This window comes from Croceibacterium mercuriale, from assembly GCF_000802385.1.
Lineage (GTDB): Bacteria > Pseudomonadota > Alphaproteobacteria > Sphingomonadales > Sphingomonadaceae > Croceibacterium > Croceibacterium mercuriale.
The window spans coordinates 57419-82944 of the sequence record NZ_JTDN01000002.1 but is presented as its reverse complement, the minus strand read 5'-3'; the positions used below and the strand labels follow the sequence as shown (position 1 = coordinate 82944).

The following is a 25526-nucleotide window of genomic DNA, read 5'->3' as shown; positions in this document are numbered from 1 at the left end:
AGACGCATGATTGACGGCCAGACACGGCGCGGCCTGCTGAAGGGCCTTGCGGCCGGCACGGTGGCGGCAGGCGCCCTGCGCGCGGGCGCGGCGATGGCCCAGGCCGAGGCGCCGCCGCCCGTAGCCGGCGGCCTGGCGCCGCGTGACTGGATCGACCCGGCGACCGGCTACCGCATCCGCCGGCTGAGCCCCGACGGGGGCGGCGGCAAGCTGTACTTCTACAAGAACAGCTTCACGCCCGAAGGCGACCTGATGGTGATGAGCACGCCTGAGGGGATCTCGGTGGTCTCCCCGGCGACAGGCGCGCTGCGCGTGTTGGTGGCGGACCCGCATGCCGACCTGATGTTCACCGCCCGCACCAATCGCGACGTCTATTACAGCGTCAGCGAGCCGGGCGAGGCGCAGCCGATGGATCGTCCGCGCACGATCTATGCCATCTCCGCCGATGGCGGCGAGGCCCGCCGGATCGGGCGGATCGACAATGGCCAGATCAATGCCGCCAATGCAGATGACACGCTGATGCTGGGCTTCGTCGCCTATGGCTCGCAGCCGTTGCAGCCCGGCGTCGCCGATCCGCGCAACCGGCGCTTCGACCAGGCGGAATATGCAGCGGTCGGCCCGGACGGCAAGCCGCTCAACTTCGCACGGGCGAAAGGCGTGCGCATGCTGGAGCGGTGGGCCGCACGCTATCCGATGGAGATCTTCACGCTGGACATCCGCACCGGCGAGCGGCGGGTGCTGCACAGCACCACCGAATGGATCGGCCACACGCAGTTTTCACCGACCGATCCGCGGCGGATCATCTTCTGCCATGAAGGGCCGTGGCACCGGGTCGACCGGATGTGGACGATGAAGACCGACGGCACCGACCTGCGCCGCACGCACGAGCGGACGATGAATTTCGAGATTTTCGGCCATGAATGGTTCGGGCCTGACGGGAAGGAGGTATTCTACGACCTGCAGACCCCGCGTGGCCAGGTGTTTTGGGTCGCCTCCGTCAACCTGGAAACCGGGCAACGCATCTGGCGCCGGGTCGAGCGCAATGATTGGGGCGTGCACTTCAACCAGTCACCCGACGGCACGCTGTTCGCCAGCGATGGCGGCGACGCCGACATGGTGGCGCATGCGGAAGACGGCAAATGGCTGGCGCTGCTGCGGCCCGAGACGGTGCCGGATGCGGATACGGAAAGCGACAAGGCGGAATTGGTCACCGCACAGGTGATGCGCCCCACCCGGCTGGTGGACATGCGCGCGCATGATTACCGGCTGGAGCCGAACCTGACCTTCACGCCGGATGGTCGCTCCATCATCTTCTGTTCGAACATGCACGGCAGCAACCACGTCTATGTGGTGGATCTGGCTCGCGCAGCCTGACGGTCGGCAGCTGCTCTGTCATACAAGCGGGCACCATTCGTCCCTGTTGCGGGTCAGTCGCCTGCTAACGATCTGCGTAACCGGCATTTTTTGTGGCGAACTGCCTTGCCACCGGTGTCAAGTTATCATACATCTCCGGCAAGACCAGCCCGGCAGGCTGGCGTTCGGAGTAGCGATTTGATGCCTGAAGTTCTCACCACACGGGCCCGTCTGGGCCTGCGTACCTCTGCGTTCGCGATGATGATCGGTGCCATGCCGGCGCTGGCGCAGGTCGCGCCACTGCCCGGCGGTACCAGTGCCGAGCCGGCTGCGACTGCGGACACGGTCACCGACCCGTTCTCGGGCGAGGTGCAGGGTGCGGATGATGCCGATGCCGCGACCACCGATGGCGAGATCGTCGTGACCGGCTTCCGTGGCAGCCTGGATCGCGCGCTGAACATCAAGCGCAACGAGGCCGGTGCGGTCGATACCATCCTGGCCGAGGACATGGCCGATTTCCCCGACCTGAACCTGGCGGAATCGATCCAGCGCCTGCCGGGCGTGACGATCGAGCGTGACGGCGGGCAGGGCCGCACGATCAGCGTGCGTGGGCTAGGTGCCGATTTCACCCGCGTGCGGATCAACGGGCTGGAGGCACAGGCGGCCGCGGGCGGCAATCGCAGCCGCGGCTTCGACTTCTCGATCTTCGCGTCCGAACTGTTCAACTCCATTACCGTGCGCAAGACGCAGTCGGCGGAGATCGAGGAAGGATCGCTCGGTGCGACGGTCGACCTGCAGACCGGCCGCGCGCTGGACTTCGGTGCCGGCATCCATGGCGCGGTGGCGGGGCAGGCGTCCTATAACGATCTGTCCGAAAAGACCCTCCCGCGGCTTGCCGGCCTGCTCAGCTGGGCCAATGATGACGAGACCTTTGGTGCGCTGGTCTCCGTCGCCTATAGCGAGCGGCGCCCGACCAGCGAGAGCTTCAACACCACCCGCTGGCAGAGCGGCAATCCGGCGCAGGCCTATGGTGCGGGCAACAACTTCGCCGGTTGCGTGACCTGCACCACGGCCGAGCAGCGGTCCGAAGTGCTGTCCGCCTTCTATCCGCGTATCCCGCGCTACACGATCGGCTCGTTCTCGGAAGACCGGCTGGGCCTGACCGGATCGCTGCAATGGAAGCCGACGGAGGATACCGAGATCATCCTCGACGGGCTGTATTCCCGCTTCAACCAGGAGGCGGAGAGCCCCAACATTGAAGCGATCAGCTTCAGCCGCGCGGCCGGCGGCGTGCGCGAGACGGTGCTGCGCGAGTACGAGATCGACCGGGAGAAGAACACGCTGTCCTATGGCGTGTTCGACAATGTCGACGTCCGCAGCGAGAATGGCTTCAGCCGCGACGAGAGCCGTTTCCTGCAGGTGTCGCTGAACGCGCGCCATGCCTTCACCGACCGTTTCCGCGGTTTCCTGAAGCTGGGTTCATCCCACTCCAAGCTGCGTACCCCGCTGTCGGTGTCCTACATGTTCGACGCGTTGAACGTGGACGGCTTCACCTACGATTTCCGCGGCAACGACCGCCTGCCGCAGATCTCCTATGGCTTCGACGTGACCGATGGCCGCAACTTCACACTGACCGAGTGGCGACGCAGCACCGGCGGTGCGGATTACCGGCTGAAGACCGCCGCCGGCCGGCTGGAATATGACCTGACCGACGATCTGACGATCAAGGCGGGCGCCGAGTACCGGACCTACGGCTTCGACACGTTCGGCTTCCAGCAGGCGGTCTCCGCCCTGACCGGCGCCGACCGGGCCACCGACGTCACGAACCTCGGCAAGATCGAGACTATTGCCGGCGGCCTCGACATCCCGGCGGGGACCGATCTGAACTACATCGTGCCCGACATCTTCGCGATCAACGATGTGCTGACCCGTTACAACGACCCGCTGATCCCGGCCTTCAACGGCACGCGGGAGGTGCAGGAAGAGGATACGGGCGCCTTCGCCCAGGTCGATTTCGACACGCTGGTCGGTGGGCTGACGGTGCGCGGCAATGTGGGCCTGCGCTACGCCCACACCCAGACGACCTCGTCCGGCTTCCTGGGTGCGGATGGCGGCGTGGCGGAGCCGGAATATGTGGATGTGGACAACGGCTACAGCAACTGGCTGCCATCCTTCAACCTGGCGGTCGAACCGGCAGAGGACCTGGTGGTCCGGCTCGGTGCGGCCAAGGTGATCTCGCGCCCGTCGCTGGGAGACCTGACGCCAGGTGGCACCCTGTCCATCCCGACGCGCCGCGTTACCTACGGCAATCCGCTGCTGGCCCCGTTCCAAGCAACGAATTACGACGCTTCTGTCGAATGGTATTTCGCACCGGAGGCTCTGCTGGCGGCGGCGGTGTTCTACAAGAAGGTCGACAGCTTCATCAACACGGCCGATCCCGAGATGGTGCCGTGGCGCAGCCTGGGTCTGCCCGACAGCCTGCTGGCCGGCACCCCCGCCTCGCCGGACGAGGACTTCGAGGTGATCCGCCGCGTCAATGGCGAGGGCGGCACACTGAAGGGGATCGAACTGCAGTACCAGCAGCCGTTCACCTTCCTGCCGGGCGTGCTGAACAACACCGGCTTCATCGGCAACGTGACCTTCATCGATTCCGACGTGAATTATGGCGCTTCGGGCCGCAACCGGCTGACGGGCCAGTCCAACCTCATCTACAACGCCACGCTGTATTACGAGGATGACAGGTTCAGCGCCCGTGCCTCCGCCGCCTATCGCGACGATTACCTCGTCAGCTTCCCGGGCGGCAACGGCAACAGCGAGGAGGGCGTGAACGCCACGCTGAACATCGACGCCTCCATCTCCTACGAGGTGACGGACGGCGTGCGCCTGTCGGTCGAGGCGATCAATTTGACGGACGAGTACAGCGACCGCTACGTCGATGCGACCAACAGGGTGTCCAACTACCGGCATTTCGGGCGTGAGTTCCTGATCGGCGCGCGGGCATCGTTCTGACGACAACAAGGGAGGGCATGGTGATGCGGGCGAGCCGTCAACGCAGGTTCCGGATGCTGGGTGCGATCCTGCTGGCCGGGGCCATGGCGCAAGGCGCGCAGGCGGCGCTGCTACCCGGGGTGGAGGCTGCCTGGCTGGAGCCGCTGCCCCGTCCTGCGCTGGACACCACCGGCGCCCGCCTGCCCACGCGGGCGGAGGCGCTGGCCGCGGCCGAGTATGTCAATGCGGCGCAGATCGCCGATATGGCGCGCCAGCCCATCCCGCTGTCGACCGGCGGCGCGCTCGACAGCATGGCGCCGAACTGGGTGGCGGCAATCTACTACACCGGCGCCGCACGGCTGGCCCGCGTGTCCGACCGGCCGGAAACGCTCCGCTTCCTGACCATGGTGGCGGACCACTACAATTATGCGGTGCGCGGCGCGAAGTCCGGCCCGACCATGCTGAACGCCGACGATATCGCCGTGGGTGACTTGTACGAGGAACTGTATTCCCGCCGTCGGATCGAAGGCACGTTGCTGCCACTGCAGCAGCGGCTCGACTGGCAGGTGCCGCACCTTGCCCGGGCGGACAATGCCGAGGGCGCGGGCCCGCTAATCTGGTGGTGGTGCGACGCGCTGTACATGGCGCCGCCGGTGCTGGCGCGCATGTCGGCGATCACCGGCAATCCGAAGTACCTGCTTGCCGCCGACAAGGAATGGCGCCGCACCGCCGCGCGCCTGTGGGTGCCGGAGGACCGGCTGTTCCTGCGTGACGAGCGATTCATCGGTCGTACGGAAGCGAACGGCCAGCCGATCTACTGGTCACGCGGCAATGGCTGGGTGCTGGGCGGGCTGGCCCGCTTCATCGAGGCGATGCCGGCAGATTTTGCCGGGCGCGACTACTATCTCGACCTGTTCCGCCAGCTGGCCGGCCGGGTGGTCGAGCTGCAGCGACCGGATGGCTTGTGGCCGGCCAGCCTGCTGGCGCCGGACGCCTATCCGGAGGCGGAAACCTCCGGCTCCGCGCTGTTCACCTATGCGCTGGCGTGGGGCGTCAATCATGGCGTGCTGGACCGCAAGGCGGTCACGCCGCATGTGCAGCGGGGGTTCGCCGCGCTGAACCGCAACATCCTGCCGAACGGGCAGCTGGGCTCGGCGCAACGCACCGGCGACCAGCCGGTCCATACCGCGCCCGAACATACCGGGCCGTACGCCAACGGCGCGTACATCCTGGCTGCGCTGGAGATGGCCGACATGGCCGGTGGCGGGCAGCAGCCGCTGCCCCGGCCGGAGCCGGCGCGCGACAGCGCCGAATGGATCGCCGCGACCATGCCGACACCGCCCGCACCGCGCACGGTGGTCGGCGATGCGGAAGTCGCCCGGCGTCAGGCCGAGATGCAGGCGACGCAGGCGCTCGCCTACGACCCTGTGGCGACCGGCCGTCCGCAAGCGGTGGAGCCGCTCGCTCCGCCTCCGGAGGCAGAGCAGCGCCCGCGCGCCGTGGCCCGCTTCGCACCCGACCGTCTGGATGACCTGTTGTGGGAGAACGACCTGGTCGCGCACCGCATCTACGGTCCGGCGCTGCAGGTGAAGGAGGCGCCGTCCGGCTCCGGCATCGATGCGTGGGCCAAGCGGGTCCGCTACCCCTTTATGGACCGGCAGCTGAAGTTTCCCAATTACCACATCGACCGTGGGGAAGGGCTCGACTTCTACGATGTCGGCCGTTCGCGCGGGACCGGCGGGCTGGGGATCTGGCACGACAACAAGCTGTGGACCAGCCGCAACTTCGCGACCTACGACATCGTGGAGACCGGCGGCGACGTGGCGCGGTTCACCGCGACCTACCAGCCATGGCCGGTCGACGTGATCCGCAACGTGGCGGAAACGCGCGAGTTCACGCTGCCGCTAGGCTCGCACTTTACCCGGATGCGCTCCACAATCAGCTCCAGCGACAATGAGACGCTGGTCGTCGGGATCGGCATCGGCAAGGCCAATGGCACGGGCGTGCTGCGCACCGACAAGGCGACCGGCCGGATGACCTTCTGGGAAACGGAGGATGCCGAGCATGGCGCGCTGGGCATCGCCATCGCCGTGGATCCGGCAATGGTGGTCGGCTTCACGCAGGACGCGGAAAACTACCTCGTGCTGGTCCGGGTCGAGCCGGGCAAGCCGTTCACCTACTACATGGGGTCCGCCTGGAACCGCGGCGGCGACGTGCCGGACCAGGCCGCATGGGAAGCAATGGTGGCGCGCGAGAGCTTCGCCTTCTGATCCCCCGTCCGGCGGCGCCTTGCGGGGCGCCGCCGGCCGTCTCAGCGCAGCTGGCAGACGTCCAGCACGTCCATGTCCTCGTAATCGAGGTTCTCTCCGGCCATGGCCCATACGAAGCTGTAATTGCGCGTGCCGGAGCCCATGTGGACGGACCAGGGCGGGCTGATCACCACGTCCTCGTCCCCCATCACGATGTGGCGGAGGTCTTCCGGCTGGCCCATGAAGTGGAACACGCGCCCGTCATCCTCCAGGTCGAAATAGAGATAGATCTCCGACCGGCGCTCATGGATGTGCGGCGGCATGGTGTTCCAAACGCTGCCCGGCTCCAGCCGGGTGAGGCCAAGGCACAGGGAGGCACTCTGCACGGTGTGCGGCAGGATCAGCTGGTGGATGGTGCGCGCATTGGCCGTTTCCAGGCTGCCGCGGTGCATGGTGGCGGCATCGTCCAGCGTCACGCGGCGCAGCGGGAAGGCGGCATGGGCCGGCACGCTCAGCAGGTAGAAGCGCGCGCCCTCGCCGGAGAAGCGGACGTCCTGCGTCCCCATCGGCACGTACAGCGCATCGTAGCGGTCCAGCGTCACCGCCGTGCCATCCACGATCACCTCGCCCGTGCCCCGGCCGATATTGACCACGCTCAGCTCCCGCCGCTCCAGCAGCGGATGGCCGGCAGCGCTGGGCGGTTCGCTGTGGCGCGGCAGGTCCAGCACGCCCGTGCCGGGCACCGCGCCACCGATGATGAAGCGCTCCCCATGGGAGTAGGTCAGCACGATCTCGCGGTCACGGAACAGGCCGGACACCAGGTAACGGTCGCGCAGGTCCTGCTGGCTCGCCCCGTCCATCATCTCGGGATGGGTGGCGTAGAAAGTCTTCTCGAACAAGGATGCTGTCTCCTGCCGGAAGGCCCCGGCGCTGCGCTCATGTCCGGCCCGCTGCCAGCCTGAAGCGGCAGTTACGGAGCGGAATATCAGGTGCCTCTCCCCCGACGGTAAAAGTTATCATACATCTTCATGGCGCTGTCAAACGGGACGATCACCCGACAGGCAGGTCGCCGCTCAGTTCCGAATGGCGCGACAGGCTTTCGGTCATGTGATGGCGGGCCGCCTCGCGCGCGCCGGTGATGTCCATGCGCACGATCGCGGCCAGGATCGCATCATGCTCGGCGCGCACCTTGGCCACATATTCGTCATGCGCCTCGCCCGGCTGGTCACGCAGGTACAGGTTGCGCGGCGGAACCAGGCGCACGCCCAGGAAGTCGATGAAGCGCGCGAAGTAGTCGTTCTTGGTCGCCCGCGCGATCGCCAGGTGGAACTGCGCGTCAGCCAGGGCGGAGGCGGCGGGATCATGGCTGACCTCCGCCATCTGGCGGAGCGCAGCGCGCATCGCGTCGATGTCCGGCTGGTCCCTGCGGGCGGCGGCGAGGCCGGCCATCTCCGCCTCGATCGCCAGGCGCATTTCCAGTAACTTCAGGATATCGCTCAGTTCGCCCAGCTCCTCGCGGGTGACCTGAAAGGCGCGGTAGCGGGCACCCGGCGCCACATAGACGCCCGATCCCTGCCGCGACTCCGCAAAACCCTGCGCCTCCAGCCGGGCGACGGCTTCCCGCACCACCGTACGGCTGACCTCCTGCGTGGTGGCGATGTCCTTCTGCGAAGGCAGCCGCGATCCGGGCGGGATGGTACCGTCGATGATCTCGGTCTTCAGCTTGTCGTAGAGCGTGTCGGCAAGCGAAGCGGCCTTGGCCATGGAGGGATCCTTGTGCAGCGGCGCGCCCCGCGCCGGGTACGTTCCCTACCGCATCGCACGCCGTCCGAACAATGCCTCTTGCGCTTGTCATACCAGTGGGTGCTCCATAGAACGCGCACGGGCGCTGCCTGGCCGGCGCCCAGCGATGCCCTGCGAGGATGTGACCGATGCCCGACCTGCCGATGAACCGCCGCCGCGTTGCCCAGGCGATCGCATCGTTGCCGCTCTGGCCGGGGCTGGCGCGTGCCGCCGAAAGCGGCGGCAACGCCCGGCTGCCGATCACCGCCGGTGGCGCGGTCGCCGATGGCAGCACGGTCAACACCGCCGCCATCCAGCAGGTGATCGATCGGCTGGCTTCGTCGGGCGGCGGGACCGCCGTGGTGCCCGCCGGCATCTTCGTCAGCGGGGCGCTGGATCTGCGTCCCGGGGTGCATCTCCATCTGGAGGAGGGCGCGGTGCTGCGCTGTTCCACCGACATGGTGCATTTCCCGGCGCGACGGACCCGCATCGAAGGCCATTTCGAGGAAAGCTTCACGCCTGCGCTGATCAACGCGGCCGGATGTAACGGCCTGCGGATCACCGGCCCCGGCGTGCTGGACGGGGCCGGCCGGCCGATCTGGGACCGGTTCTGGGAAGTGCGCAACGCGGCGCCCGTGCCGTGGGAGTTCCCAAACCTGGGCGTGCCCCGGGCGCGGCTGGCGCTGATCCAGGAAAGCACGGATGTGCTGGTGGAAGGCGTCACCTTCCGCGATTCGCAGTTCTGGAACCTGCATCTATACAAGTGCCGCGGCGTGACCGTGCGCAACGCCAGTTTCGAAGTGCCGGACGACTACAAGCAGGCCCCCAGCAGCGATGGCGTCGATATCGACAGCTGCCAGGATGTGACGGTCGAAGGCTGCCACTTCTCCGTCACCGACGACTGCATCGCCTGCAAGGGCTCCAAGGGGGTGAATGCCCTGGCCGACAAGGATAGCCCGCCGGTCGAGCGCGTGCGGGTGCGCGGCTGCACCTTCCGCCGCGGCCACCATGCGCTGGCCTGCGGCAGCGAGGCGACCATCGTGCGCGACGTGGTGGTGGAGGACTGCCGGGTGACCGGCGACATGGTGCTGCTGCGGCTGAAGCTGCGCCCGGATACGCCGCAACTGTACGAGAACATCCACCTGCGCGGCATCGTGCTGGACAACGCGGAGGGCGAGATCATCTCGCTGGTGCCGTGGAGCCAGTACACCGACCTGCAGGGCCAGGCGCCGCCGCAATCGGCGGTCCGCAACGTCGTCCTGTCGGGCATCACCGGCCGCTTCGGTGCGTTCGGCGCGATCCGCCCCGACCTGGCGCAGACCGATCTGTCCGGGATCGTGTTCCGGGACATCGAGGTCCAGCTGGGCAACGACACGCCGGAGATTGCCGTGGGCGACAGCGACGGAGCGGTCACTTTCGACAATGTGGTGCTGAACGGATCGCCACGCCGCGTGGGATAAGCTGCGATTCCCGGCTTGACCTGCGCGCCCGCCCCGTTATTGGGGCGCCTCCATTGCCCCGTCGTCTAAAGGTAAGACAACGGACTCTGACTCCGTTAATCGAGGTTCGAATCCTCGCGGGGCATCCATTACCTGACCGCATCCAGCGCTGTTCCCACTGACCCACCGGCCAAGAACAGGCCGGCTGGCGAGGTCGCACGAGGATCGGCATGGCACGCGACCAATCGGATACAGGTGCGGGAATCGGCCCGGATGCAGGCGAGAATCCTGCGACGCGCGCGGTGGATGAAGCCGCGCTGGGCGACCGCAAGTTCTACCGTGCGGAGCAGGAGGCGGATTTCGCCGACCAGCAGCCGCAGCATACCCCGCAGACAGCCCACCCCGCCTATCGCCTCGCGTTCCGCGACACCGACTTCCTGCTGCGCGACGAACTGCGCCCGGTCCGCTTCCAGCTGGAGCTGATGAAGACCGAGATGCTGCTGGACGAGGCGCGCGTCGGGTCGACGCTGGTGATGTACGGCTCCGCCCGCATCCCGCCGCCGGAAGCGACCGAGATCGCCTTGGCCGGCGCCAAGGACCTGCCCGTGGACGAGCGCGAGGTAGTGGAACGGCTGGCCGCCAAGGCCAAGTTCTACACCGAAGCCTATCGCCTGGCGCGGCGGGTGACGGAGCTGTCGATCATCGAGGACGGCCGGCGGCAGTTCGTCGTCTGCTCGGGCGGCGGGCCGTCGATCATGGAGGCGGCGAACAAGGGCGCATCCGACGCGGGCGGCGAATCGATCGGCCTGAACATCGTGCTGCCGCACGAGCAGGCGCCCAACCCCTATGTCACGCCTTATCTGGCCTTCCAGTTCCACTACTTCGCGCTGCGCAAGATGCACTTCCTGCTCCGTGCCAAGGCGGTGGCTGTGTTCCCCGGCGGGTTCGGCACCTTTGACGAGTTCTTCGAACTGCTGACCCTGATCCAGACGGGCAAGATGAAGCCGATCCCCGTGCTGCTGTTCGGGCGGGAGTTCTGGACCAGCGTGATCGATTTCGACGCACTGGCGCGCGAGGGCGTGATATCCCGCCGCGATCTCGACCTGATCACCTGGTGCGAGACGGCGGAAGAGGGCTGGGCCAAGATCTCCGACTTCTATCGCCTGGACCGCTGATCTCGAGCCTCAATCTTGACCTCTGCCCGGTGCGCGGCTAAGCGCGCCGCTTTCCTGCGGGCCTTGGCTTGCAGCGATTCTGTAACCGACACCCATGCTTATCCGGCCCGCGCCCGCGCGCCGGCAGGAACACAAGGACGAACATGGCCAATACGCCGCAAGCCCGCAAGCGCATCCGTCGCAACGAGAACCGTGCCGAAATCAACGGTGCACGCGTCAGCCGCATCCGCAGCTTCGTGAAGAAGGTCGAGACGGCGCTGGCGACCGGCGACCGGGCCGCTGCCCAGACCGCCCTGCACGAAGCACAGCCAGAACTGGCACGTGGCGTGGCGCGTGGCGTGGTCCACAAGAACACCGCGGCACGCAAGATGAGCCGCCTCAGCAAGCGCGTCGCTGCGCTCTGAGCCAGTGATTCGGCGCTGCGCGGTCACCGCGATCGGCGCTGTCACGGAACGGAAATGGAACGAGGTCGGTGGGCAACCACCGGCCTTTTTTCTTGCGCGTGACCGGGCCGATCGGTGGTCTCCCGCGACTCCGCACAAATCCGCGATTCGCGTAAGTGTCACACTTAAAACCGTGGAAAAACAAGACATTGAACGCAGGCCTGCGGGTTAGCAGGTGGTCAATGGGCAATTTTTGCATTTATTTGACCGGGCGCTCTTGCCCGTTCCGGCGCCCGCTTCATAACGGGGCCACAAGGCCGCGGCGGTGCTGTGGTCTGATCATGGGAATCACTGTTCCGGTCCCCCGTCGCTGCACATGCGGTTCGCGGGAGGGGCGGAGCTTTGCCCGGGGCGGGACCGGGCCATGATCGGGGATGTGCGTGACACAAGGAACGGTAGCAGCAATGATCAGGATGGGACCGCAGACGGGCCGTTTCGCAAGGGACGGGGCCGATCTGACAGCGGCCGAGCGGGATGCGGTGCAGGACGCCGAGGCGGTGGCGCTGGCCGCCGACTGGGCCGACATCGTGTCCGGCCTGCGCAAGGACCTGGGCCATCAGCTGTTCACCCAGTGGATCCGCCCGATCGAGCTGGGCCCGCTGTGCAAGGCCACCGGCACGCTGGACCTGTACCTGCCGACCGAGTTTTCCGCCAACTGGGTGCAGGACCGCCTGCAGGACCGGTTGGCGCTGGCATGGAAGATCGCCCGGGCAGAGGTGCGGACCGTGCGCATCGCCGTGCATCCCGGCCGCCGCAAGCCGGTCGACCTGGACCTGCGCACCGGCGAGGACGGCCTGGGCCACCGCGCCGCCAATGACGGTCCGCGTCCCGCGGATACAGGCGCGGAGCCGCTGTCGGCGCCCGTCGGCCTCGATCCCACGCTGACCTTCGCCGCCTTCGTCACCGGCACCGCCAACATCCTGGCCCGCAATGCGGCGGAGCGGATGGCCGCGGCCGAGCAGCCGCAGTTCTCCCCCCTCTACCTCAAGGCCGCGACCGGGCAGGGCAAGACGCACCTGCTGCACGCGATCGGCCATGCGTTCACCCAGACGCATCCGCGCGGCCGGATCTTCTACTGCTCAGCCGAGCGGTTCATGGTCGACTTCGTGCAGGCGCTGAAGAGCGGCGAGATGATCGCCTTCAAGGGCCGGCTGCGCGGTTTCGACCTGCTGCTGGTGGACGATCTGCAGTTCATCATCGGCAAGGCCAGCGCGCAGGAGGAACTGCTCTACACGATCGATGCGCTGCTGGCCGAAGGCAAGCGCCTGGTGTTCGCCGCCGACCGCGCGCCGCAGGCGCTCGACGGTGTCGAGCCGCGCCTGCTGAGCCGCCTGTCCATGGGCCTGGTCGCCGACATCCAGCCCGCCGACATCGAGCTGCGCCGGCAGATCCTGCATTCCAAGCTGGCCCGCTTCGCGCCATTGTCCGTCCCGGAGGACGTGATCGAGTTTCTCGCCCGCACGATCAGCCGCAATGTGCGCGAGCTGGTGGGCGGACTGCACAAGCTGATCGCCTATGCCCAGCTGACCGGCCAGGAAGTGTCGCTGCTGCTGGCCGAGGACCAGCTGACCGACATCCTGTCCGCCAACCGCAAGCGGATCACCATCGACGAGATCCAGCGCACGGTGTGCTCGTTCTACCGGATCGATCGCAGCGAGATGGCCAGCAAGCGGCGTGCGCGGGCGGTGGTGCGGCCGCGGCAGGTGGCGATGTACCTGGCCAAGGTGCTGACGCCGCGCTCCTACCCTGAGATCGGCCGCAAGTTCGGCGGGCGCGACCATTCCACCGTGATTCACGCCGTGCGCCTGATCGAGGATCTGCGGCAGCGCGATTCGGAGATGGACGGCGATGTGCGCAGCCTGCTGCGCCAGCTGGAAGATTGAGCGCGTTCGGCTAAGGCAGCCGCATGCTTGCCCCTGACCGCCTGGAGCGCTTCGCGCGTCATATCGTCTTGCCCGAACTCGGCGGAGTGGGGCAGCAGCGGCTGGCGGATGCGCGGGTCGTGCTGGTGGGGCTCGGCGGGATCGGCAGCCCGGCGCTGCAATATCTGGCGGGCGCAGGCATCGGCCATCTGCTGCTGGTGGATGACGACCGCGTCGACGCCAGCAACCTGCAGCGTCAGACGATCTACACCGAACGTGACATCGGCCATCTGAAGGTCGTCGGTGCCAAGCGGTGGACCACCAATTTCGATGCCGCGCTCGACATCCAGCTCAGCGACGAGCGGATCAGCACCGGCAATGCCGCAGGCCTGGTGGCCGGCGCCGACCTGGTGCTGGACGGGTGCGACAATTTCGCGACGCGCCTGGCCGTGTCCGATGCCTGCGTGGCCGCCGGCGTACCGCTGCTGTCGGCCGCCGTGGGGCGGTTCCAGGGGCAGGTGGCGGCATTCGCTGGCGCACCGTGCTACCGCTGCTTCGTGGGTGATGCCTTCGATGCGGAGGATTGCGATACCTGCGCCGCCGACGGCATGCTGGGCGCCATGGCCGGCTGGGTCGGCACCTTCGCCGCGATGCAGGCGGTGCGCATCCTGACGGGCACGATGGGCGATCCGCAGTGGGGCCGGCTGCATCTGCTGGACGGCCTCGCCCCCGGCATGCGTCACATCACCATCGCCGCCGACCCGGCCTGCGCGGCTTGCGGATCAGTCGGCTAGCAGCTCTTCCACCCAGGCCGGCACCAGCGCGCTGGCGGGGCCGAGGCGCGTTTCATCGAACAGGCGCGATCCCAGCGACCGGTCGAGGTTGAGCTCCAGTGTCCCGGCCCTGGCCTCCGTCGCGGCCTGCACGAAGCCGGCCGCGGGATAGACCGCACCCGACGTGCCGATGGACACGAACAGGTCCGCCCGGGTCACCGCCGCAAGGATCCGCTCCATCTGGTAGGGCATCTCCCCGAACCAGACGATGTCCGGCCGCAGGGCTGCCATACCGCAGGCGGGGCAGGGCGGATTGTCGCCCAGCGGTTCGCGCCAGGGATGCCGCGCATCGCAGGCCATGCACCACGCGCTCAGCGCCTCGCCATGCATGTGCAGCACGCGGGTCGCGCCGGCGCGTTCGTGCAGGTCGTCGATGTTCTGCGTGACGATCAGCAGGTCGCCCGGCCATTCCCGATCCAGCCGTGCCAGCGCCCGGTGCGCGGCATTTGGCTGTGCCGCCAGCACGGCGCTGCGGCGCATGTCGTAGAACCGCTGCACCAGCACCGGATCGCGGGCGAAGGCTTCGGGCGTGGCGACATCCTCCACCCGGTGCTCCTCCCACAGGCCGTCCTCCGCGCGAAAGGTGGCTAGGCCGGACTCGGCGCTGATCCCCGCACCGGTCAGGATCACGATATTGCGTGAAGACGTCATGCCGCCCATGAAGCACGCCGAAGGGAGACAGGGCAATGGCGCGGATCGGCATCATCGGCAGCGAGGGACGCATGGGCGAGGCGCTGCGGCGCGCAATCGCGGCGGCCGGGTTCGAGCTGGCGGGCGGTGCCGACCGGGGCGATGATCCTGCGCGGCTGGCCGATGCCAGCGATGCGCTGGTCGACTTCTCCGCCCCCGCCGCGCTGGAGGGGACCATTCATGCCGCTGTCGGGGCCGGCGTGCCGATCCTGATCGGGACGACCGGGCTGGATGCCGTGCATCACGCGATGATCGACAGCGCGGCGGGCGCGATCCCCGTCCTGCAGACCGGCAACACCTCGTTCGGTATCACGCTGCTGGCGCATCTGGTGGAGGAGGCTGCCGCGCGGCTGGGGCAGGAGTGGGACCTGGAAGTGCTGGAGATGCACCATCGCATGAAGGTCGATGCCCCCAGCGGTACCGCGCTGCTGCTGGGGGAGGCGGCAGCCGCGGGGCGCGGCATTGCCTTGACCGAACATAGCGAGCGGGGACGCGACGGGCATACCGGCGTGCGTGCGCCCGGCGCGATCGGCTTCGCCAGCTTGCGCGGCGGAACCGTCGCGGGCGAGCACAGCGTGATCCTGGCCGGCGAGCAGGAGCGGATCGTGCTGAGCCACATGGCGGAGGATCGCATGATCTTCGCCCATGGCGCGATCCGTGCCGCTGCCTGGCTGATCGGCCGCGCCCCCGGCCGCTACACGATGGGGCAGGTGCTGGGCCTTTGACGCGGGAGCAGATCTTCGAGTTCTTCCGCCGCCTGGCGGAGGGCGACCCGGATCCGCAGACCGAGCTGGCATACGGCAACACCTTCCAGTTGCTGGTTGCCGTGGTGCTGAGCGCGCAGGCGACCGATGCGGGGGTGAACAAGGCGACCCGCGCCCTGTTCGAGGAGGTGCACACGCCCGAGGACATGCTGGCGCTGGGCGAGGACGGGCTGAAGGCGCATATCCGCACGATCGGCCTGTTCAATGCCAAGGCCGCCAACGTGATGATCCTGTCGCAGCAACTGGTGGAACGACACGGTGGAGAGGTGCCGCAGACGCTGGACGCACTGACCGCGCTGGCGGGCGTCGGCCGCAAGACTGCCAATGTGGTGCTGAACTGTGCTTTCGGGGCGGAGACCTTCGCCGTCGACACCCATGTGTTCCGCGTCGGCAACCGCACCGGTCTTGCACGGGGCAAGACCCCGGAGGCAGTGGAGGCCAAGCTGCACCGGCGGGTGCCGCAGCCGTTCCGCCGCAACGCGCATCACTGGCTGATCCTGCATGGCCGCTACACCTGCAAGGCGCGGACGCCCGAATGCTGGCGCTGCCCGGTCGTCGACCTGTGCGCGTTCCGCCCCAAGGTGCTGGAACGGCCGGCACGGCGACCCGTTGACAGGAAAGTGGCGCCGACGGCCTGAGCACGCGCCCTTTGCTGGAAGGATCGCCCATGCGTGCGTTCGCTCTTGTCCTGCCGGTCCTGCTGTCGGCCTGCACTGCGGCGAAGGATCGCGCACCGGGCACGATCGCCGATGCCGATCAGGTACCGGCCGCCCGCGTGGTCGGCCCGGCGCAGCGTTGCCTGCCGACCAGCCGGATCCAGAACACCCGGGTGGAGGGATCGCAGGTGATCGACTTCCTCGCGCTGGGTGGCGAGACCTGGCGCACCACCCTGCGTGCGCCATGCCCCGGCCTGGCCTTCGAGGAGCGCTTTTCCTACGAGACCAGCATCGGCCAGCTGTGCCGCACCGACACGATCCAGGTGCTCCGGGCCGGGGGGACGGGCCTTGTCCCCGGTGTCCGGTGCCAGCTGGGCGACTTCGTGCCGGTGGAACTGGTCGAAGGGCGCCCGGACAACGCCCCGGACTGATCGGCGCTGGCCGGCTGACCGGCGGGCGGGCCTGGTATGGCCGGGTCCGGCTTGGCCGCGGACGTGTTTGGCGCTATGGCCACCGGTCTGCGACAAGCCCGATGAACACCAGCACGACAGACCTGACCGGCGGCGAACGCCTGCCTTTGACGCCCGCCGAATCGGCGCGGCTGACTGCGCGCATCACCTGGCTGTCGGTTGGCGTCGGGGCCAGCCTGATGCTGCTGAAGGCGGGTGCCTGGTGGGTCAGCGGCTCGATCGCGCTGCTCGCCTCCGCCGCCGACTCGGCGCTGGACTTCGTGGCGGCGCTGGTCACCTTCTGGGCGGTGCGGGTGGCGGTGCTGCCCGCCGATGCCGAACACCGGTACGGCCACGGCAAGGCGGAAGCCTTCGCCAGCCTGCTGCAGGCCGGCCTTGTCTTCGCCTCCGCCGCGCTGATCGGGCAGCAGGCGGTGGACCAGCTGATGGACCCGCGCGGCATCACCGCGGAGGGGCTGGGCATCGGGGTGATGGCCGTTTCCATGATGCTGACGCTGGCCCTGGTCCGCGCACAGGCCCAGGTCATCGCCCGGACCAAGTCCGTCGCGATCAAGGGCGACCGGGCTCACTACCTGGCCGATCTTGTGTCCAACGCGGCGGCCATCGCCGGCCTGGCGCTGGCGCACTGGTCGGGCGATGCGCGTTGGGATGCCGTGGCCGCCCTGCTGGTTGCGCTGTGGCTGGTGAAGGGCGCGGTCGAGGTGCTGCGTGCCGCGGCGAACGAGCTGCTCGATCGGGAGGTGGAGGAGGACGAGCGCCAGGCGCTGCTGCAGCTGGCGCTGGACGACCCGCAGGTGCTGGGCGTCCATCAGTTCCGCTCCCGCCGAGCGGGTCCGACGCTCCACGTGCAAATGCACATGGAGCTGGAGCCTGCGCAGTCGCTGGCCGAGGCGCACGAGATCGTGGAAGGGGCCGAGCGGCGCATCCTGACGGCGTTCCCCGGTACCGACCTCGTGATCCATGCCGATCCCTTCGGCATGTCGGAGGACCACGACCATGATTTCGATGGTCTGCAGGTTGGCCACGCGGCCGACCGGGTGGTCAATCCAAAGGCAAGATTGCCGCAGGTCTAGCGCCGGCGAACAGCCCTAGCGGACCGTTGCCGCGACCCAGCCCGGGTGCAGCCAGCAGCCCGTCGCGCACGAAGATGCGCGCCTGGGCGATCGCCTCCTCCAGCGGCAGGCCGCGTCCCAGCAGCGTGGCGATGGCACTGGCCAGCGTGCAGCCTGTGCCATGCGTATGGCGGGTCTCGATCCGCGTGTCCTGCCAGACGCGGTCGGGCTGCCCCGGGCGGACCAGACGGTCCTCCACGATCGCACCCGGCGCATCACCGCCCTTTGCCAGATAGACGATCCCGCGCCGTGCCATCCCGGCCGCCCCGCCCAGGGCCGCGAGTTCGGGCACGTTGGGCGTGGTCACGGTGGCCAGCAGCATCAGCCGCTCGAACGCCTCGACCGTGGCCGGGTCGGCCAGTGCCGCGCCGGTGGTCGCCACCATGACCGGGTCGAACACCACGGGTAGGCCGCTGCCTTCTAGCCGGTCGGCCACCGCATGGGCGATGGCGGGGCTGCCCAGCATGCCGATCTTCACGGCATCCGCGCCGATATCGTCCAGGCAGCTGGCGATCTGCGCCGCCACGAAGGGGGCAGGCACCACCTCCACGCCCTGCACACCGACCGTGTTCTGCGCCGTCAGTGCGGTGATCGCGCTCATCACATAGCCGCCCAGCAGCGTGATCGTCTTGAGATCAGCCTGGATGCCTGCGCCGCCCGAACTGTCGGACCCGGCGATGGTGAGAATGCGCGGGGGCATCATGCCGGATCGTGGCGGCGCTGCGCGGAGGGCGGATGCGCATCCAGCCAGCGCTTGGCGCGGGTCGGCCGGTCAACCAGCTCGCCCGCGCAATTGGGGCAGCGCTCGTCCAGTGCATCGGCGCACTCCGCGCAGAAGGTGCATTCCAGCGAACAGATGAAGGCGCCGGGCGACTGCGGCGGCAGGTCCGCGCCGCAGCGTTCGCAGTCGGGACGCATCTCCAGGCTCATGCGGCGGCGGCCTTCACCGCGGCACAGATCGCGTCCACCACCTGCTCCACCGCGCGGCCGTCGTCGCCTTCGGCCATGACGCGGATCTTGGGCTCCGTACCCGACTTCCGGATCAGCACGCGGCCCTGTCCGGCCAGCTGCTCCTCGCCCGCGCGGATCGCGGCCTGCACCGCCGGGTCCGCCAGCGGGTTGCCCGCGGCATAGGTCACGTTCTTCAACAGCTGCGGCACGGGATCGAACAGATGCAGCAGACGGCTGGCCTTCTGCCCGGTCTGGACCAGCGCACCCAGCACCTGCAGCGCGGCAATGCAGCCATCGCCCGTGGTGGCATGGTCGGTCAGGATCATGTGGCCGGACTGCTCCCCACCGACATTGTAGCCACCGCTGCGCATCGCCTCCAGCACGTGGCGGTCGCCCACCTTGGTGCGGATCAGCTCCAGATCGTGCTGCGCCAGCAGCCGTTCCAGACCCAGGTTGCTCATCACCGTGGCCACGACGCCGCCGCCGCGCAGGCTGCCGGCCTGCTGCAGGCGCAGGCCGATCAGCGCCATGATCTGGTCACCATCCACCGCCACGCCGCGCTCGTCGATCACGATCAGCCGGTCGGCATCGCCGTCCAGCGCGATGCCGATATCGGCCCGCTCGGCGATCACCCGCTGGCGGATCGCGTCCAGGCTGGTGGAGCCGACGCCGTCATTGATGTTGAGGCCGTTGGGCGCGACGCCCATTGCCACCACGTCCGCACCCAGTTCCCAGAACGCCTCGGGTGCGACGGTGTAGGCCGCGCCATGTGCGCAATCGACCACGATCTTCAGCCCGTCCAGCCGAACGTCGGATGGCAGCGACTGCTTGATCGCGTGGATGTAGCGGCCGCGCGCATCCTCGATCCGGCGGGCACGGCCGATCGCGTCGCCCGTCGCCAGCGGCTGTTCCTGGCCCATGGCGGCCTCGATCGCGGCTTCGTCCGCATCGGACAGCTTGAAGCCGTCCGGCCCGAACAGCTTGATGCCGTTATCCGCAAACGGGTTGTGGCTGGCGGAGATCATCACGCCCAGATCGGCGCGCATTTCCCGCGCCAGCAGCGCCACGGCCGGGGTCGGCAGCGGGCCGGTCATGATCACGTCCATGCCTACGCTGGTGAAGCCCGCGGCCAGCGCGGTCTCCATCATGTAGCCGGACAGGCGGGTATCCTTGCCGATCACCACCCGGTGTCGGTGGCTGCCGCGCAGGAAGTGGCGGCCGGCGGCCTGCCCCACCTTCATCGCGGTGGCGGCGTTCAGTAATTGCCCGTTCGCCCGCCCACGGATACCGTCTGTGCCGAAATATGCGCGTTCCATGCCCTGCCATGCCAAAAAGGGGTTGTCTGCCATCCACCGCCATGGCGCTTGCGCGCGCCATTGTCACGCCTACAGGATGTGGGAATGCCCGCCGAAGATGCCCGCGAGACCCCGCCCGCGACCCACCCCGACGCCGCCAGTTCCGTGGCCGGGCCCACCCTGCGCCTCCCGGCAGGATGGACCTTTGCCGCGCTGATCGGCGGCTGGGCGCTCGGCTGGGTGCTGGCGGACAGTGCGGCAGCCGGGCCGTTGCAGGCCTTTGCGGGCCCGATCGGCAGCCTGTGGCTCAGCGCCTTGCAGATGACCATCATCCCGCTGGTCGCCGGCCTGCTGGTGACCGGCATCACCGGCATGGTCGCCACGGCCCGGGTCGGCCCGATCGCGCGGCGCACGCTGCTGGCGTTCTGGGGCGTGCTGGCGGGCGGCACGCTGATGGCGGCGTTGCTGACGCCGATGCTGCTGCAGGCGTTTCCGATCCCGGCCTCGGCCGGCGGCGCGCTGCTGGCGGGGGGCGTGACCCAGCCGCAGGAAGTGCCGAGCATCGGCGACTTCTTTACCTCGCTCGTCACCCCCAACGTCGTCGCGGCGGCGGCGGATACCGCCATGCTGCCGCTGATCGTGTTCTTCGTGGCGCTGGCCTTTGCCATCACGCGTCTGCCGGCCGCCCGGCGAACTCCGCTGATCGACCTGTTCGCGGGGCTGGGCGATGCCATGCTGGTGATCATCGGCTGGGTGCTGTGGCTGGCGCCGGTCGGCGTGCTGGCGCTGGCGATCGGCGTGGGCCTGCGCAGCGGCGGCGGCGCGCTGGCGGCGGTGGCGCACTACATCGTGGTGGTATCCTCCATGGGCCTGATCGTCATGCTGGCCGGGTACCTGCTGGCGGTGGCGGGCGGGCGCATCCCGCTGGGCCGTTTCGCCCGCGCGATGATCCCGGCGCAGACGGTGGCGCTGTCGACGCAGAGCTCGCTCGCCAGCCTCCCCGCCATGCTGGGATCGTGCCGCGACCTGGGCCTGCGCGAAACCAGCGGCGACTTCGTTCTGCCGCTGGCGGTTGCCCTGTTCCGCGCCACCGGGCCGGCGATGAACCTGGCGGTGGCGATCTATGTGGCGCAGCTGGCGGGGGTGGAACTGACGCCGCTGATGCTGTGCGTCGGCTTTGCCGTGGCCCTGCTCACCACCATCGGTTCGGTCAGCCTGCCCGGTGCGGTCAGCTTCGTCACCGCGATCGGCCCGATCGCGATCGCGATGGGCGTGCCGGTGGAGCCGCTGGCGCTGCTGGTGGCGGTAGAGATGGTGCCCGACCTGATCCGCACGGTGGGCAACGTCACCATGGACGTGGCCGTCACCGCCTTTGTCGACCGGACGGACCGGGACCGCTAGACGCCTTCGTCCGCCGGCAGCACCTCGGTGGAGAACAGCGGCTCCCCGAACAGGAAGCCGACGATGTTGGGGCGGCCCAGATGGTCGAACAGGGCGGTCAGCGCCAGCAGGATGGGGACGGACAGCAGCGAACCGGGCACACCCCAGATCCAGGTGAAGTAGCTGAGCGCCAGCAGGATCATCACCGGGTTCATGGTGAAGCGCGCGCCCAGGATCGCCGGCGTAACCACATTCGCTTCAACCGCATGCAGCCCCAGATAGGCGGCGGCCGGGATCATCCCCATCAGGGGCACCTCCGCCGTGCCCAGGCCGAACAACGCCAGCAGCGCGGTCATCGCCAGCGGGCCGATATAGGGGATGAAGTTCAGCAGCGTCGCCAGCCCGCCCCACATCACCGGCGCGCCCAGCCCCAGGATCCAGGCACCCAGCGCCACCACCACGCCCACGCCCAGATTGATGATCGAGACGGTCAGGATGTAGGCCGCGACCCGGTCCTGCACATCGCGCATCACCCGCGCTGCCTTCAGGCTGGCGCCGAAATGCTGCCGGTCCAGCAGCAGACGACGGCGCAGGCGCACGCGCGCCTCGATCATGAAGAACGCCATCAGGAAGGTCAGCAGCACCTCCAGCAGCACGGATGGCGTCGCGAAGGCGAGTTCTTCCAGCATGGAGGGGCCGGCCAGCACCACCTGCTGGCCCTCGGCCTCGCCGATGATCCGCGCTATCCGGTCGTTCAGCTGGGAGACCCACGCCAGATTGCCCTGGAAATGGCGAAAATGCTCACCCACCCGCTCCACCATTGCAGGCGCGGTCTCGAACAGGGAAACAGCCGGGCGCAGTACCGCGGTCAGCGCCGTGGCGACCACGGCGAAGAACAGCAGCAGTGCGGCAAAGCTCGCCAGCGGATTGGGCAGGCCGAACAGCGCCAGCCGGTCCGCCACCGGCGACAGCACGATGGTCAGCATGATGGCGGTGACCAGCGGCAGGAACACCACCGAGCCGATCGAAAGGACGAAAGGCAGTGCCAGGAACAGCCCGGTCGCCAGCAGCACCACCAGCGCGGAGATCAGCCGCAATTCCTGCGCGGCAAAGGTCATCCGGGTGCCGGTGCCGTCCTCACCGGTCACGCGCGTCGTGTCCGGCGGCTCGGGCAGCAGCGGATCGGTGCCGATCATGCCACCCTCCGTGCCTGCGGCTACTTGGTGGGAACGGCGTGGCCGCGACCGGCGGCGACTTCGTCCAGTTCTTCCAGGATCGCGCGATGGGCGGTGGGATCGTTCACCGACCGGTCGGGAATTGCCCCGTCCTCGATCATGGCGGTCAGCGCGGCACGCGCGCGGCCAACCCGGCTCTTGATGGTGCCTACCGCACAACCGCAGATCGACGCGGCTTCCTCGTAGGAGAAGCCCCCGGCGCCTACCAGCAGCAGCGCCTCGCGCCGCTCCGGCGGCAGGGTCAGCAGCGCACGGTGCATGTCGGACAGGTGGATCGGCTCCTCCTGCCCGGCCGGCGCGGTCAGGATGCGCTCTGCCGCAGTCTCGTCATACTCGCCGCGAAACCGGTTGCGGCGCATGTCGGTCAGATAGGCGTTGCGCAGGATGACGAAGGTCCAGGCGCGCATCGAGGTGCCGGGCTCGAACCGGTCCTGCGCCGCCCAGGCCTTCAGCAATGTTTCCTGCACCAGATCGTCGGCCATGTCGGGCCGTCCGCACAGGCCGCGGGCAAAGGCGCGCAGATGCGGCACCACGCCCGTCAGCTCGCGCTTGAAGGCGCTCTTGTCCTCGGCGCTGCGTTGCGGCGCAGCCGGTCGTTCCTGCGCGCTCATCGGCTCGTGTCATCGAGCTTGGAGAGCAGGTCCATGAAGCTGTCGGGGATCGGTTCGTCCACCACCTGATCATACAGGCGCTTCAGGCCGGTGGCCCATTCCGGACCGCTCCCGCCATCGTTAGAGCCCATGCGTGTCACCGCGTGCGTCGCGGTACGGCCCGCCATCAGCGAGTCTTTCTTCTCAGCGCCAACCATGCTTGATATTCACCCGCCCCACCAAAGGATCAACCCCAATGCCCCATGTGCCTGTCACCTCCGCCACCTGACGGACATGCGCAAGCGCAATCGGCGGAACAAACTTTCCGCTGACGGTGTGGAACGGAATGGCATCGATCCGGTTCCCATATGCGCCGGGGGTGATGGACGGCCGCGTGCCGTGCCGCGCGACGTCCCGAACATGACGTGCCTCCTGCGCATGAACAGGCGGCTTGCAAGGATTGCCAACGCGGTGCGATGATCGGTTTGTGGAACAGCACCATCGCGTACCTGCAGCAGCGGCTCGGCCCCGGTAACGGGGCGCGAGGGCCGCTCCTGTCGTCCGACGCGCGCCGGCAGGCCGCGCGACGCTGGCTGATCCGCTTCCCCCGGGCCGTGCCGCTTGCCATCTTCCTGCTGATCGGCGCCATCACCATCGTCGCGGTTGTCTCGGTCCAGAAGGGCGAGCAGGGCCGCGAGGCCGCGCAGCTGCGCGTCAGGGCCGGCTCCATTGCCGCGGCCCTTGAACGCCGGGCCAATGCCAGCAGCGCCTATCTTCGCGCCGGCGCGGCCCTGATGGCCAGCATGGAAGATGCCGCCTCGGCCCAGCGGTTCCGCCGCTTCGTCAGCGAGTTGCGCCTGGATGCGGATTATCGCGGCGCGGAAGGGATCGGCTGGGCCCAGGTGGTGCAGCGTGCCGAGCTGCCGGCCTTCCGGGAGGTGCTGGCATCGCAGGCGCCGGGCGTCACCGACATCACGCCCCGACTGGCCCATGATCAGGTGTTCGCCATTCCGGTGACCTTCCTGCAGCCCGATACCGAACGCAATCGCCGGGCACTGGGCTTCGACATGTATTCCGATCCGATCCGGCGCGCTGCCATGCTGGAGGCGGAGCGAACGGCCCGCCCGACCGCCAGCGACAAGGTTGTGCTGCGGCAGGAACAGTCCGGCTCCATCGCGCCCGGCTTCCTGATCTACATGCCGGTGTTCGAAGGAACGGTTGGCGGTCGCCGCCTGCGCGGTTTCATCTACAGCCCGTTCAATGCCGACGACTTCCTGGAAAGCGCGATGGAGCTGGAGGATGGCAGCGTCACCAGCGTGCGGCTGTATGACGGGACGGCTACCCCCGACCGCCTGATGGCCGAAAGCGGCCCGGATGATGATGGCGGGGACCAGGTGACCGAGCTGATGTCGATCGCCAACAATTCGTGGGTGCTGCAGGTCAGCACCGCGAAGGAGCGTGGCCTGTCTGGGCTGTCCATGGCCATCATCATCTTCGGCCTGGTGATCGCCACCATGCTGGTGCAGCTGGTGCGGCTGCTGACGAAGCAGGCGCTGCAGGACGAGAAGCGCCTGCAATGGTTCGAGGAGCAGTCCTCCATCCGCATGTCGCTGACGCGCGAGCTGAACCACCGGGTCAAGAACACCCTGGCCAACGTCCTGTCGATCATCGCGCTGACCCGTCGCCGCGCGACGCAGCTCGACGAATTCGCCGACGGGCTGGATGGCCGGATCCGGGCGCTGTCCGCCACGCATGACCTGCTGACGCAATCCGAATGGGGCACCACCCCGGTGCGCGCGGTGATGGAGGCGGAGCTGCTGCCCTATGCCGATGCCAGCGATCACGAGATCGACCTGGCGGGCCCGGATGTCGCACTGGCACCGAACGAGGCGCTGTCGCTGGGTCTTGCCACGCACGAACTGGCGACCAACGCCGCCAAGTATGGCGCGCTCAGCCGGGCCGGCGGCAAGGTGACGCTGCACTGGCGGCTGATCTCCGATTCGCTGATCCGCATCGACTGGCAGGAAAGCGGCGGCCCGCCTGTGGCGCAGCAGCGCAAGCGCGGCTTTGGCTCCGACCTGATCGAGCGCATCGTCGCCGCCGAGCTGAAGAACCCGGTCAAGCTGACCTTCGATCCGGAGGGCGTGCGCTGCATGCTGACCATCCCGGTCCGGCAGCCGAAAGAGTTCGAGATGCGCGCCCGTGCGGCGGCCATGCGGCCCCAGGCACGCCGGGACAGCTGAGCGGCTGGACCTGCCA

23 protein-coding genes and 1 tRNA gene are annotated in these 25526 nt (G+C 68.4%); 15 read left to right on the top strand and 9 right to left on the bottom strand.

The features are described from left to right. The first annotated feature begins 6 nt into the window (after positions 1-6). The 3 genes from PK98_RS10015 (at position 7) to PK98_RS10005 (ending at position 6611) form a co-directional block, all read left to right on the top strand. A complete protein-coding gene (locus tag PK98_RS10015) occupies positions 7-1374 on the top strand; it encodes an oligogalacturonate lyase family protein (protein ID WP_052208494.1) in 1368 nt (455 codons plus the stop codon). 180 nt (positions 1375-1554) lie between these two features. Continuing rightward, the gene (locus tag PK98_RS10010) at positions 1555-4362 is read left to right on the top strand and encodes a TonB-dependent receptor (RefSeq protein ID WP_081996184.1); all 2808 of its coding nucleotides are present in this window, start codon (positions 1555-1557) and stop codon (positions 4360-4362) included. 53 nt (positions 4363-4415) lie between these two features. Then, positions 4416-6611: a glycoside hydrolase family 88 protein gene (locus tag PK98_RS10005; protein WP_039096757.1), complete on the top strand. Its 2196-nt coding sequence runs from the start codon at positions 4416-4418 to the stop codon at positions 6609-6611. Between the two features lie 41 nt (positions 6612-6652). On the opposite strand, the gene kduI is transcribed toward PK98_RS10005, so the two are convergent. After that, entirely contained in the window at positions 6653-7489 is an 837-nt protein-coding gene (gene kduI / locus PK98_RS10000; RefSeq protein ID WP_039096756.1) for a 5-dehydro-4-deoxy-D-glucuronate isomerase, read from the bottom strand. 151 nt (positions 7490-7640) lie between these two features. Further along, positions 7641-8354, bottom strand: coding sequence for a FadR/GntR family transcriptional regulator (locus PK98_RS09995; RefSeq protein ID WP_039096754.1), 714 nt, complete (start codon positions 8352-8354; stop codon positions 7641-7643). Positions 8355-8521: 167 nt separating this feature from the next. Here PK98_RS09995 and PK98_RS09990 point away from each other — a divergent pair, with 167 nt between their 5' ends. The 6 genes from PK98_RS09990 (at position 8522) to PK98_RS09965 (ending at position 14085) form a co-directional block, all read left to right on the top strand. Then, positions 8522-9832, top strand: a complete 1311-nt coding sequence (locus PK98_RS09990; RefSeq protein WP_052208492.1) for a glycoside hydrolase family 28 protein — start codon at positions 8522-8524, stop codon at positions 9830-9832. Between the two features lie 54 nt (positions 9833-9886). Beyond that, positions 9887-9960 (top strand) — tRNA-Gln (locus PK98_RS09985). A gap of 81 nt (positions 9961-10041) precedes the next feature. Next, complete coding sequence (locus PK98_RS09980) at positions 10042-10986, top strand: LOG family protein (protein WP_081996183.1); 945 nt, start codon at positions 10042-10044, stop codon at positions 10984-10986. Positions 10987-11129: 143 nt separating this feature from the next. Continuing rightward, positions 11130-11390 carry a 30S ribosomal protein S20 gene (rpsT, locus tag PK98_RS09975; RefSeq protein ID WP_039096749.1) on the top strand — a complete coding sequence of 87 codons (261 nt, stop codon included), beginning with the start codon at positions 11130-11132 and terminating at the stop codon, positions 11388-11390. Between the two features lie 443 nt (positions 11391-11833). After that, the gene (gene dnaA / locus PK98_RS09970; RefSeq protein ID WP_052208489.1) at positions 11834-13312 is read left to right on the top strand and encodes a chromosomal replication initiator protein DnaA; all 1479 of its coding nucleotides are present in this window, start codon (positions 11834-11836) and stop codon (positions 13310-13312) included. Positions 13313-13335: 23 nt separating this feature from the next. Further along, entirely contained in the window at positions 13336-14085 is a 750-nt protein-coding gene (locus PK98_RS09965) for a HesA/MoeB/ThiF family protein (RefSeq protein WP_039096748.1), read from the top strand. Here the strand turns inward: PK98_RS09965 and PK98_RS09960 are convergent. Further along, positions 14074-14775 carry an NAD-dependent deacylase gene (locus PK98_RS09960; protein ID WP_039097512.1) on the bottom strand — a complete coding sequence of 234 codons (702 nt, stop codon included), beginning with the start codon at positions 14773-14775 and terminating at the stop codon, positions 14074-14076. The two genes, PK98_RS09965 and PK98_RS09960, sit on opposite strands and share 12 nt — an antisense overlap. 35 nt (positions 14776-14810) lie before the next feature. Between PK98_RS09960 and dapB the strand changes: the two genes are divergently transcribed. The 4 genes from dapB to PK98_RS09940 all read left to right on the top strand — a co-directional run bounded on the left by dapB (position 14811) and on the right by PK98_RS09940 (position 17777). Continuing rightward, a complete protein-coding gene (dapB, locus tag PK98_RS09955) occupies positions 14811-15539 on the top strand; it encodes a 4-hydroxy-tetrahydrodipicolinate reductase (protein WP_039096747.1) in 729 nt (242 codons plus the stop codon). After that, the gene (nth, locus tag PK98_RS09950; RefSeq protein ID WP_039096745.1) at positions 15536-16216 is read left to right on the top strand and encodes an endonuclease III; all 681 of its coding nucleotides are present in this window, start codon (positions 15536-15538) and stop codon (positions 16214-16216) included. The genes dapB and nth overlap by 4 nt, the downstream gene beginning before the upstream one ends. Positions 16217-16245: 29 nt before the next feature. Next, positions 16246-16665: a hypothetical protein gene (locus PK98_RS09945; protein WP_039096744.1), complete on the top strand. Its 420-nt coding sequence runs from the start codon at positions 16246-16248 to the stop codon at positions 16663-16665. A 101-nt stretch (positions 16666-16766) separates the two neighbouring features. Further along, positions 16767-17777: a cation diffusion facilitator family transporter gene (locus tag PK98_RS09940; RefSeq protein WP_152608630.1), complete on the top strand. Its 1011-nt coding sequence runs from the start codon at positions 16767-16769 to the stop codon at positions 17775-17777. Here the strand turns inward: PK98_RS09940 and thiD are convergent. The 3 genes from thiD to glmM are packed head-to-tail and all read right to left on the bottom strand — an operon-like array spanning position 17746 to position 20083. Further along, a complete protein-coding gene (gene thiD / locus PK98_RS09935; protein WP_052208487.1) occupies positions 17746-18519 on the bottom strand; it encodes a bifunctional hydroxymethylpyrimidine kinase/phosphomethylpyrimidine kinase in 774 nt (257 codons plus the stop codon). The genes PK98_RS09940 and thiD overlap by 32 nt on opposite strands. Then, entirely contained in the window at positions 18516-18746 is a 231-nt protein-coding gene (locus PK98_RS09930; RefSeq protein ID WP_039096742.1) for a DUF1272 domain-containing protein, read from the bottom strand. The genes thiD and PK98_RS09930 overlap by 4 nt, the downstream gene beginning before the upstream one ends. Then, on the bottom strand, positions 18743-20083 hold the full coding sequence (gene glmM, locus PK98_RS09925) for a phosphoglucosamine mutase (RefSeq protein WP_039096741.1): 1341 nt from the start codon (positions 20081-20083) through the stop codon (positions 18743-18745). The genes PK98_RS09930 and glmM overlap by 4 nt, the downstream gene beginning before the upstream one ends. 84 nt (positions 20084-20167) lie before the next feature. Here glmM and PK98_RS09920 point away from each other — a divergent pair, with 84 nt between their 5' ends. After that, positions 20168-21463, top strand: a complete 1296-nt coding sequence (locus tag PK98_RS09920) for a dicarboxylate/amino acid:cation symporter (RefSeq protein WP_039096740.1) — start codon at positions 20168-20170, stop codon at positions 21461-21463. Here PK98_RS09920 and PK98_RS09915 read toward each other — a convergent pair. From PK98_RS09915 to PK98_RS17055, 3 genes are read right to left on the bottom strand one after another with little or no spacing between them, the layout of a single operon-like run. Further along, complete coding sequence (locus PK98_RS09915) at positions 21460-22638, bottom strand: AI-2E family transporter (RefSeq protein WP_039096739.1); 1179 nt, start codon at positions 22636-22638, stop codon at positions 21460-21462. The genes PK98_RS09920 and PK98_RS09915 overlap by 4 nt on opposite strands. Before the next feature lie 20 nt (positions 22639-22658). Then, positions 22659-23288: a sigma-70 family RNA polymerase sigma factor gene (locus PK98_RS09910; RefSeq protein WP_039096737.1), complete on the bottom strand. Its 630-nt coding sequence runs from the start codon at positions 23286-23288 to the stop codon at positions 22659-22661. Next, positions 23285-23419: a NepR family anti-sigma factor gene (locus tag PK98_RS17055; RefSeq protein ID WP_161792429.1), complete on the bottom strand. Its 135-nt coding sequence runs from the start codon at positions 23417-23419 to the stop codon at positions 23285-23287. Before PK98_RS17055 ends, PK98_RS09910 begins: the two co-directional genes overlap by 4 nt. 324 nt (positions 23420-23743) lie before the next feature. Between PK98_RS17055 and PK98_RS09900 the strand changes: the two genes are divergently transcribed. Beyond that, the gene (locus tag PK98_RS09900; protein ID WP_081996182.1) at positions 23744-25510 is read left to right on the top strand and encodes a CHASE domain-containing protein; all 1767 of its coding nucleotides are present in this window, start codon (positions 23744-23746) and stop codon (positions 25508-25510) included. The last annotated feature ends 16 nt before the right edge of the window (positions 25511-25526 follow it).

Coding starts and splice junctions, on each gene's coding strand:
- PK98_RS09900 (WP_081996182.1), top strand. CDS start 23,744: ATGATCGGTTTGTGGAACAGCACCATCGCGTACCTGCAGCAGCGGCTC.
- PK98_RS09965 (WP_039096748.1), top strand. CDS start 13,336: ATGCTTGCCCCTGACCGCCTGGAGCGCTTCGCGCGTCATATCGTCTTG.
- PK98_RS17055 (WP_161792429.1), bottom strand. CDS start 23,419: ATGGGCTCTAACGATGGCGGGAGCGGTCCGGAATGGGCCACCGGCCTG.
- PK98_RS09980 (WP_081996183.1), top strand. CDS start 10,042: ATGGCACGCGACCAATCGGATACAGGTGCGGGAATCGGCCCGGATGCA.
- PK98_RS09920 (WP_039096740.1), top strand. CDS start 20,168: ATGCCCGCCGAAGATGCCCGCGAGACCCCGCCCGCGACCCACCCCGAC.
- PK98_RS10005 (WP_039096757.1), top strand. CDS start 4,416: ATGCTGGGTGCGATCCTGCTGGCCGGGGCCATGGCGCAAGGCGCGCAG.
- PK98_RS09930 (WP_039096742.1), bottom strand. CDS start 18,746: ATGAGCCTGGAGATGCGTCCCGACTGCGAACGCTGCGGCGCGGACCTG.
- PK98_RS09990 (WP_052208492.1), top strand. CDS start 8,522: ATGCCCGACCTGCCGATGAACCGCCGCCGCGTTGCCCAGGCGATCGCA.
- glmM (WP_039096741.1), bottom strand. CDS start 20,083: ATGGAACGCGCATATTTCGGCACAGACGGTATCCGTGGGCGGGCGAAC.
- PK98_RS10015 (WP_052208494.1), top strand. CDS start 7: ATGATTGACGGCCAGACACGGCGCGGCCTGCTGAAGGGCCTTGCGGCC.
- PK98_RS09995 (WP_039096754.1), bottom strand. CDS start 8,354: ATGGCCAAGGCCGCTTCGCTTGCCGACACGCTCTACGACAAGCTGAAG.
- PK98_RS10010 (WP_081996184.1), top strand. CDS start 1,555: ATGCCTGAAGTTCTCACCACACGGGCCCGTCTGGGCCTGCGTACCTCT.
- thiD (WP_052208487.1), bottom strand. CDS start 18,519: ATGATGCCCCCGCGCATTCTCACCATCGCCGGGTCCGACAGTTCGGGC.
- PK98_RS09945 (WP_039096744.1), top strand. CDS start 16,246: ATGCGTGCGTTCGCTCTTGTCCTGCCGGTCCTGCTGTCGGCCTGCACT.
- rpsT (WP_039096749.1), top strand. CDS start 11,130: ATGGCCAATACGCCGCAAGCCCGCAAGCGCATCCGTCGCAACGAGAAC.
- dnaA (WP_052208489.1), top strand. CDS start 11,834: ATGATCAGGATGGGACCGCAGACGGGCCGTTTCGCAAGGGACGGGGCC.
- PK98_RS09915 (WP_039096739.1), bottom strand. CDS start 22,638: ATGATCGGCACCGATCCGCTGCTGCCCGAGCCGCCGGACACGACGCGC.
- dapB (WP_039096747.1), top strand. CDS start 14,811: ATGGCGCGGATCGGCATCATCGGCAGCGAGGGACGCATGGGCGAGGCG.
- PK98_RS09960 (WP_039097512.1), bottom strand. CDS start 14,775: ATGACGTCTTCACGCAATATCGTGATCCTGACCGGTGCGGGGATCAGC.
- PK98_RS09910 (WP_039096737.1), bottom strand. CDS start 23,288: ATGAGCGCGCAGGAACGACCGGCTGCGCCGCAACGCAGCGCCGAGGAC.
- PK98_RS09940 (WP_152608630.1), top strand. CDS start 16,767: ATGAACACCAGCACGACAGACCTGACCGGCGGCGAACGCCTGCCTTTG.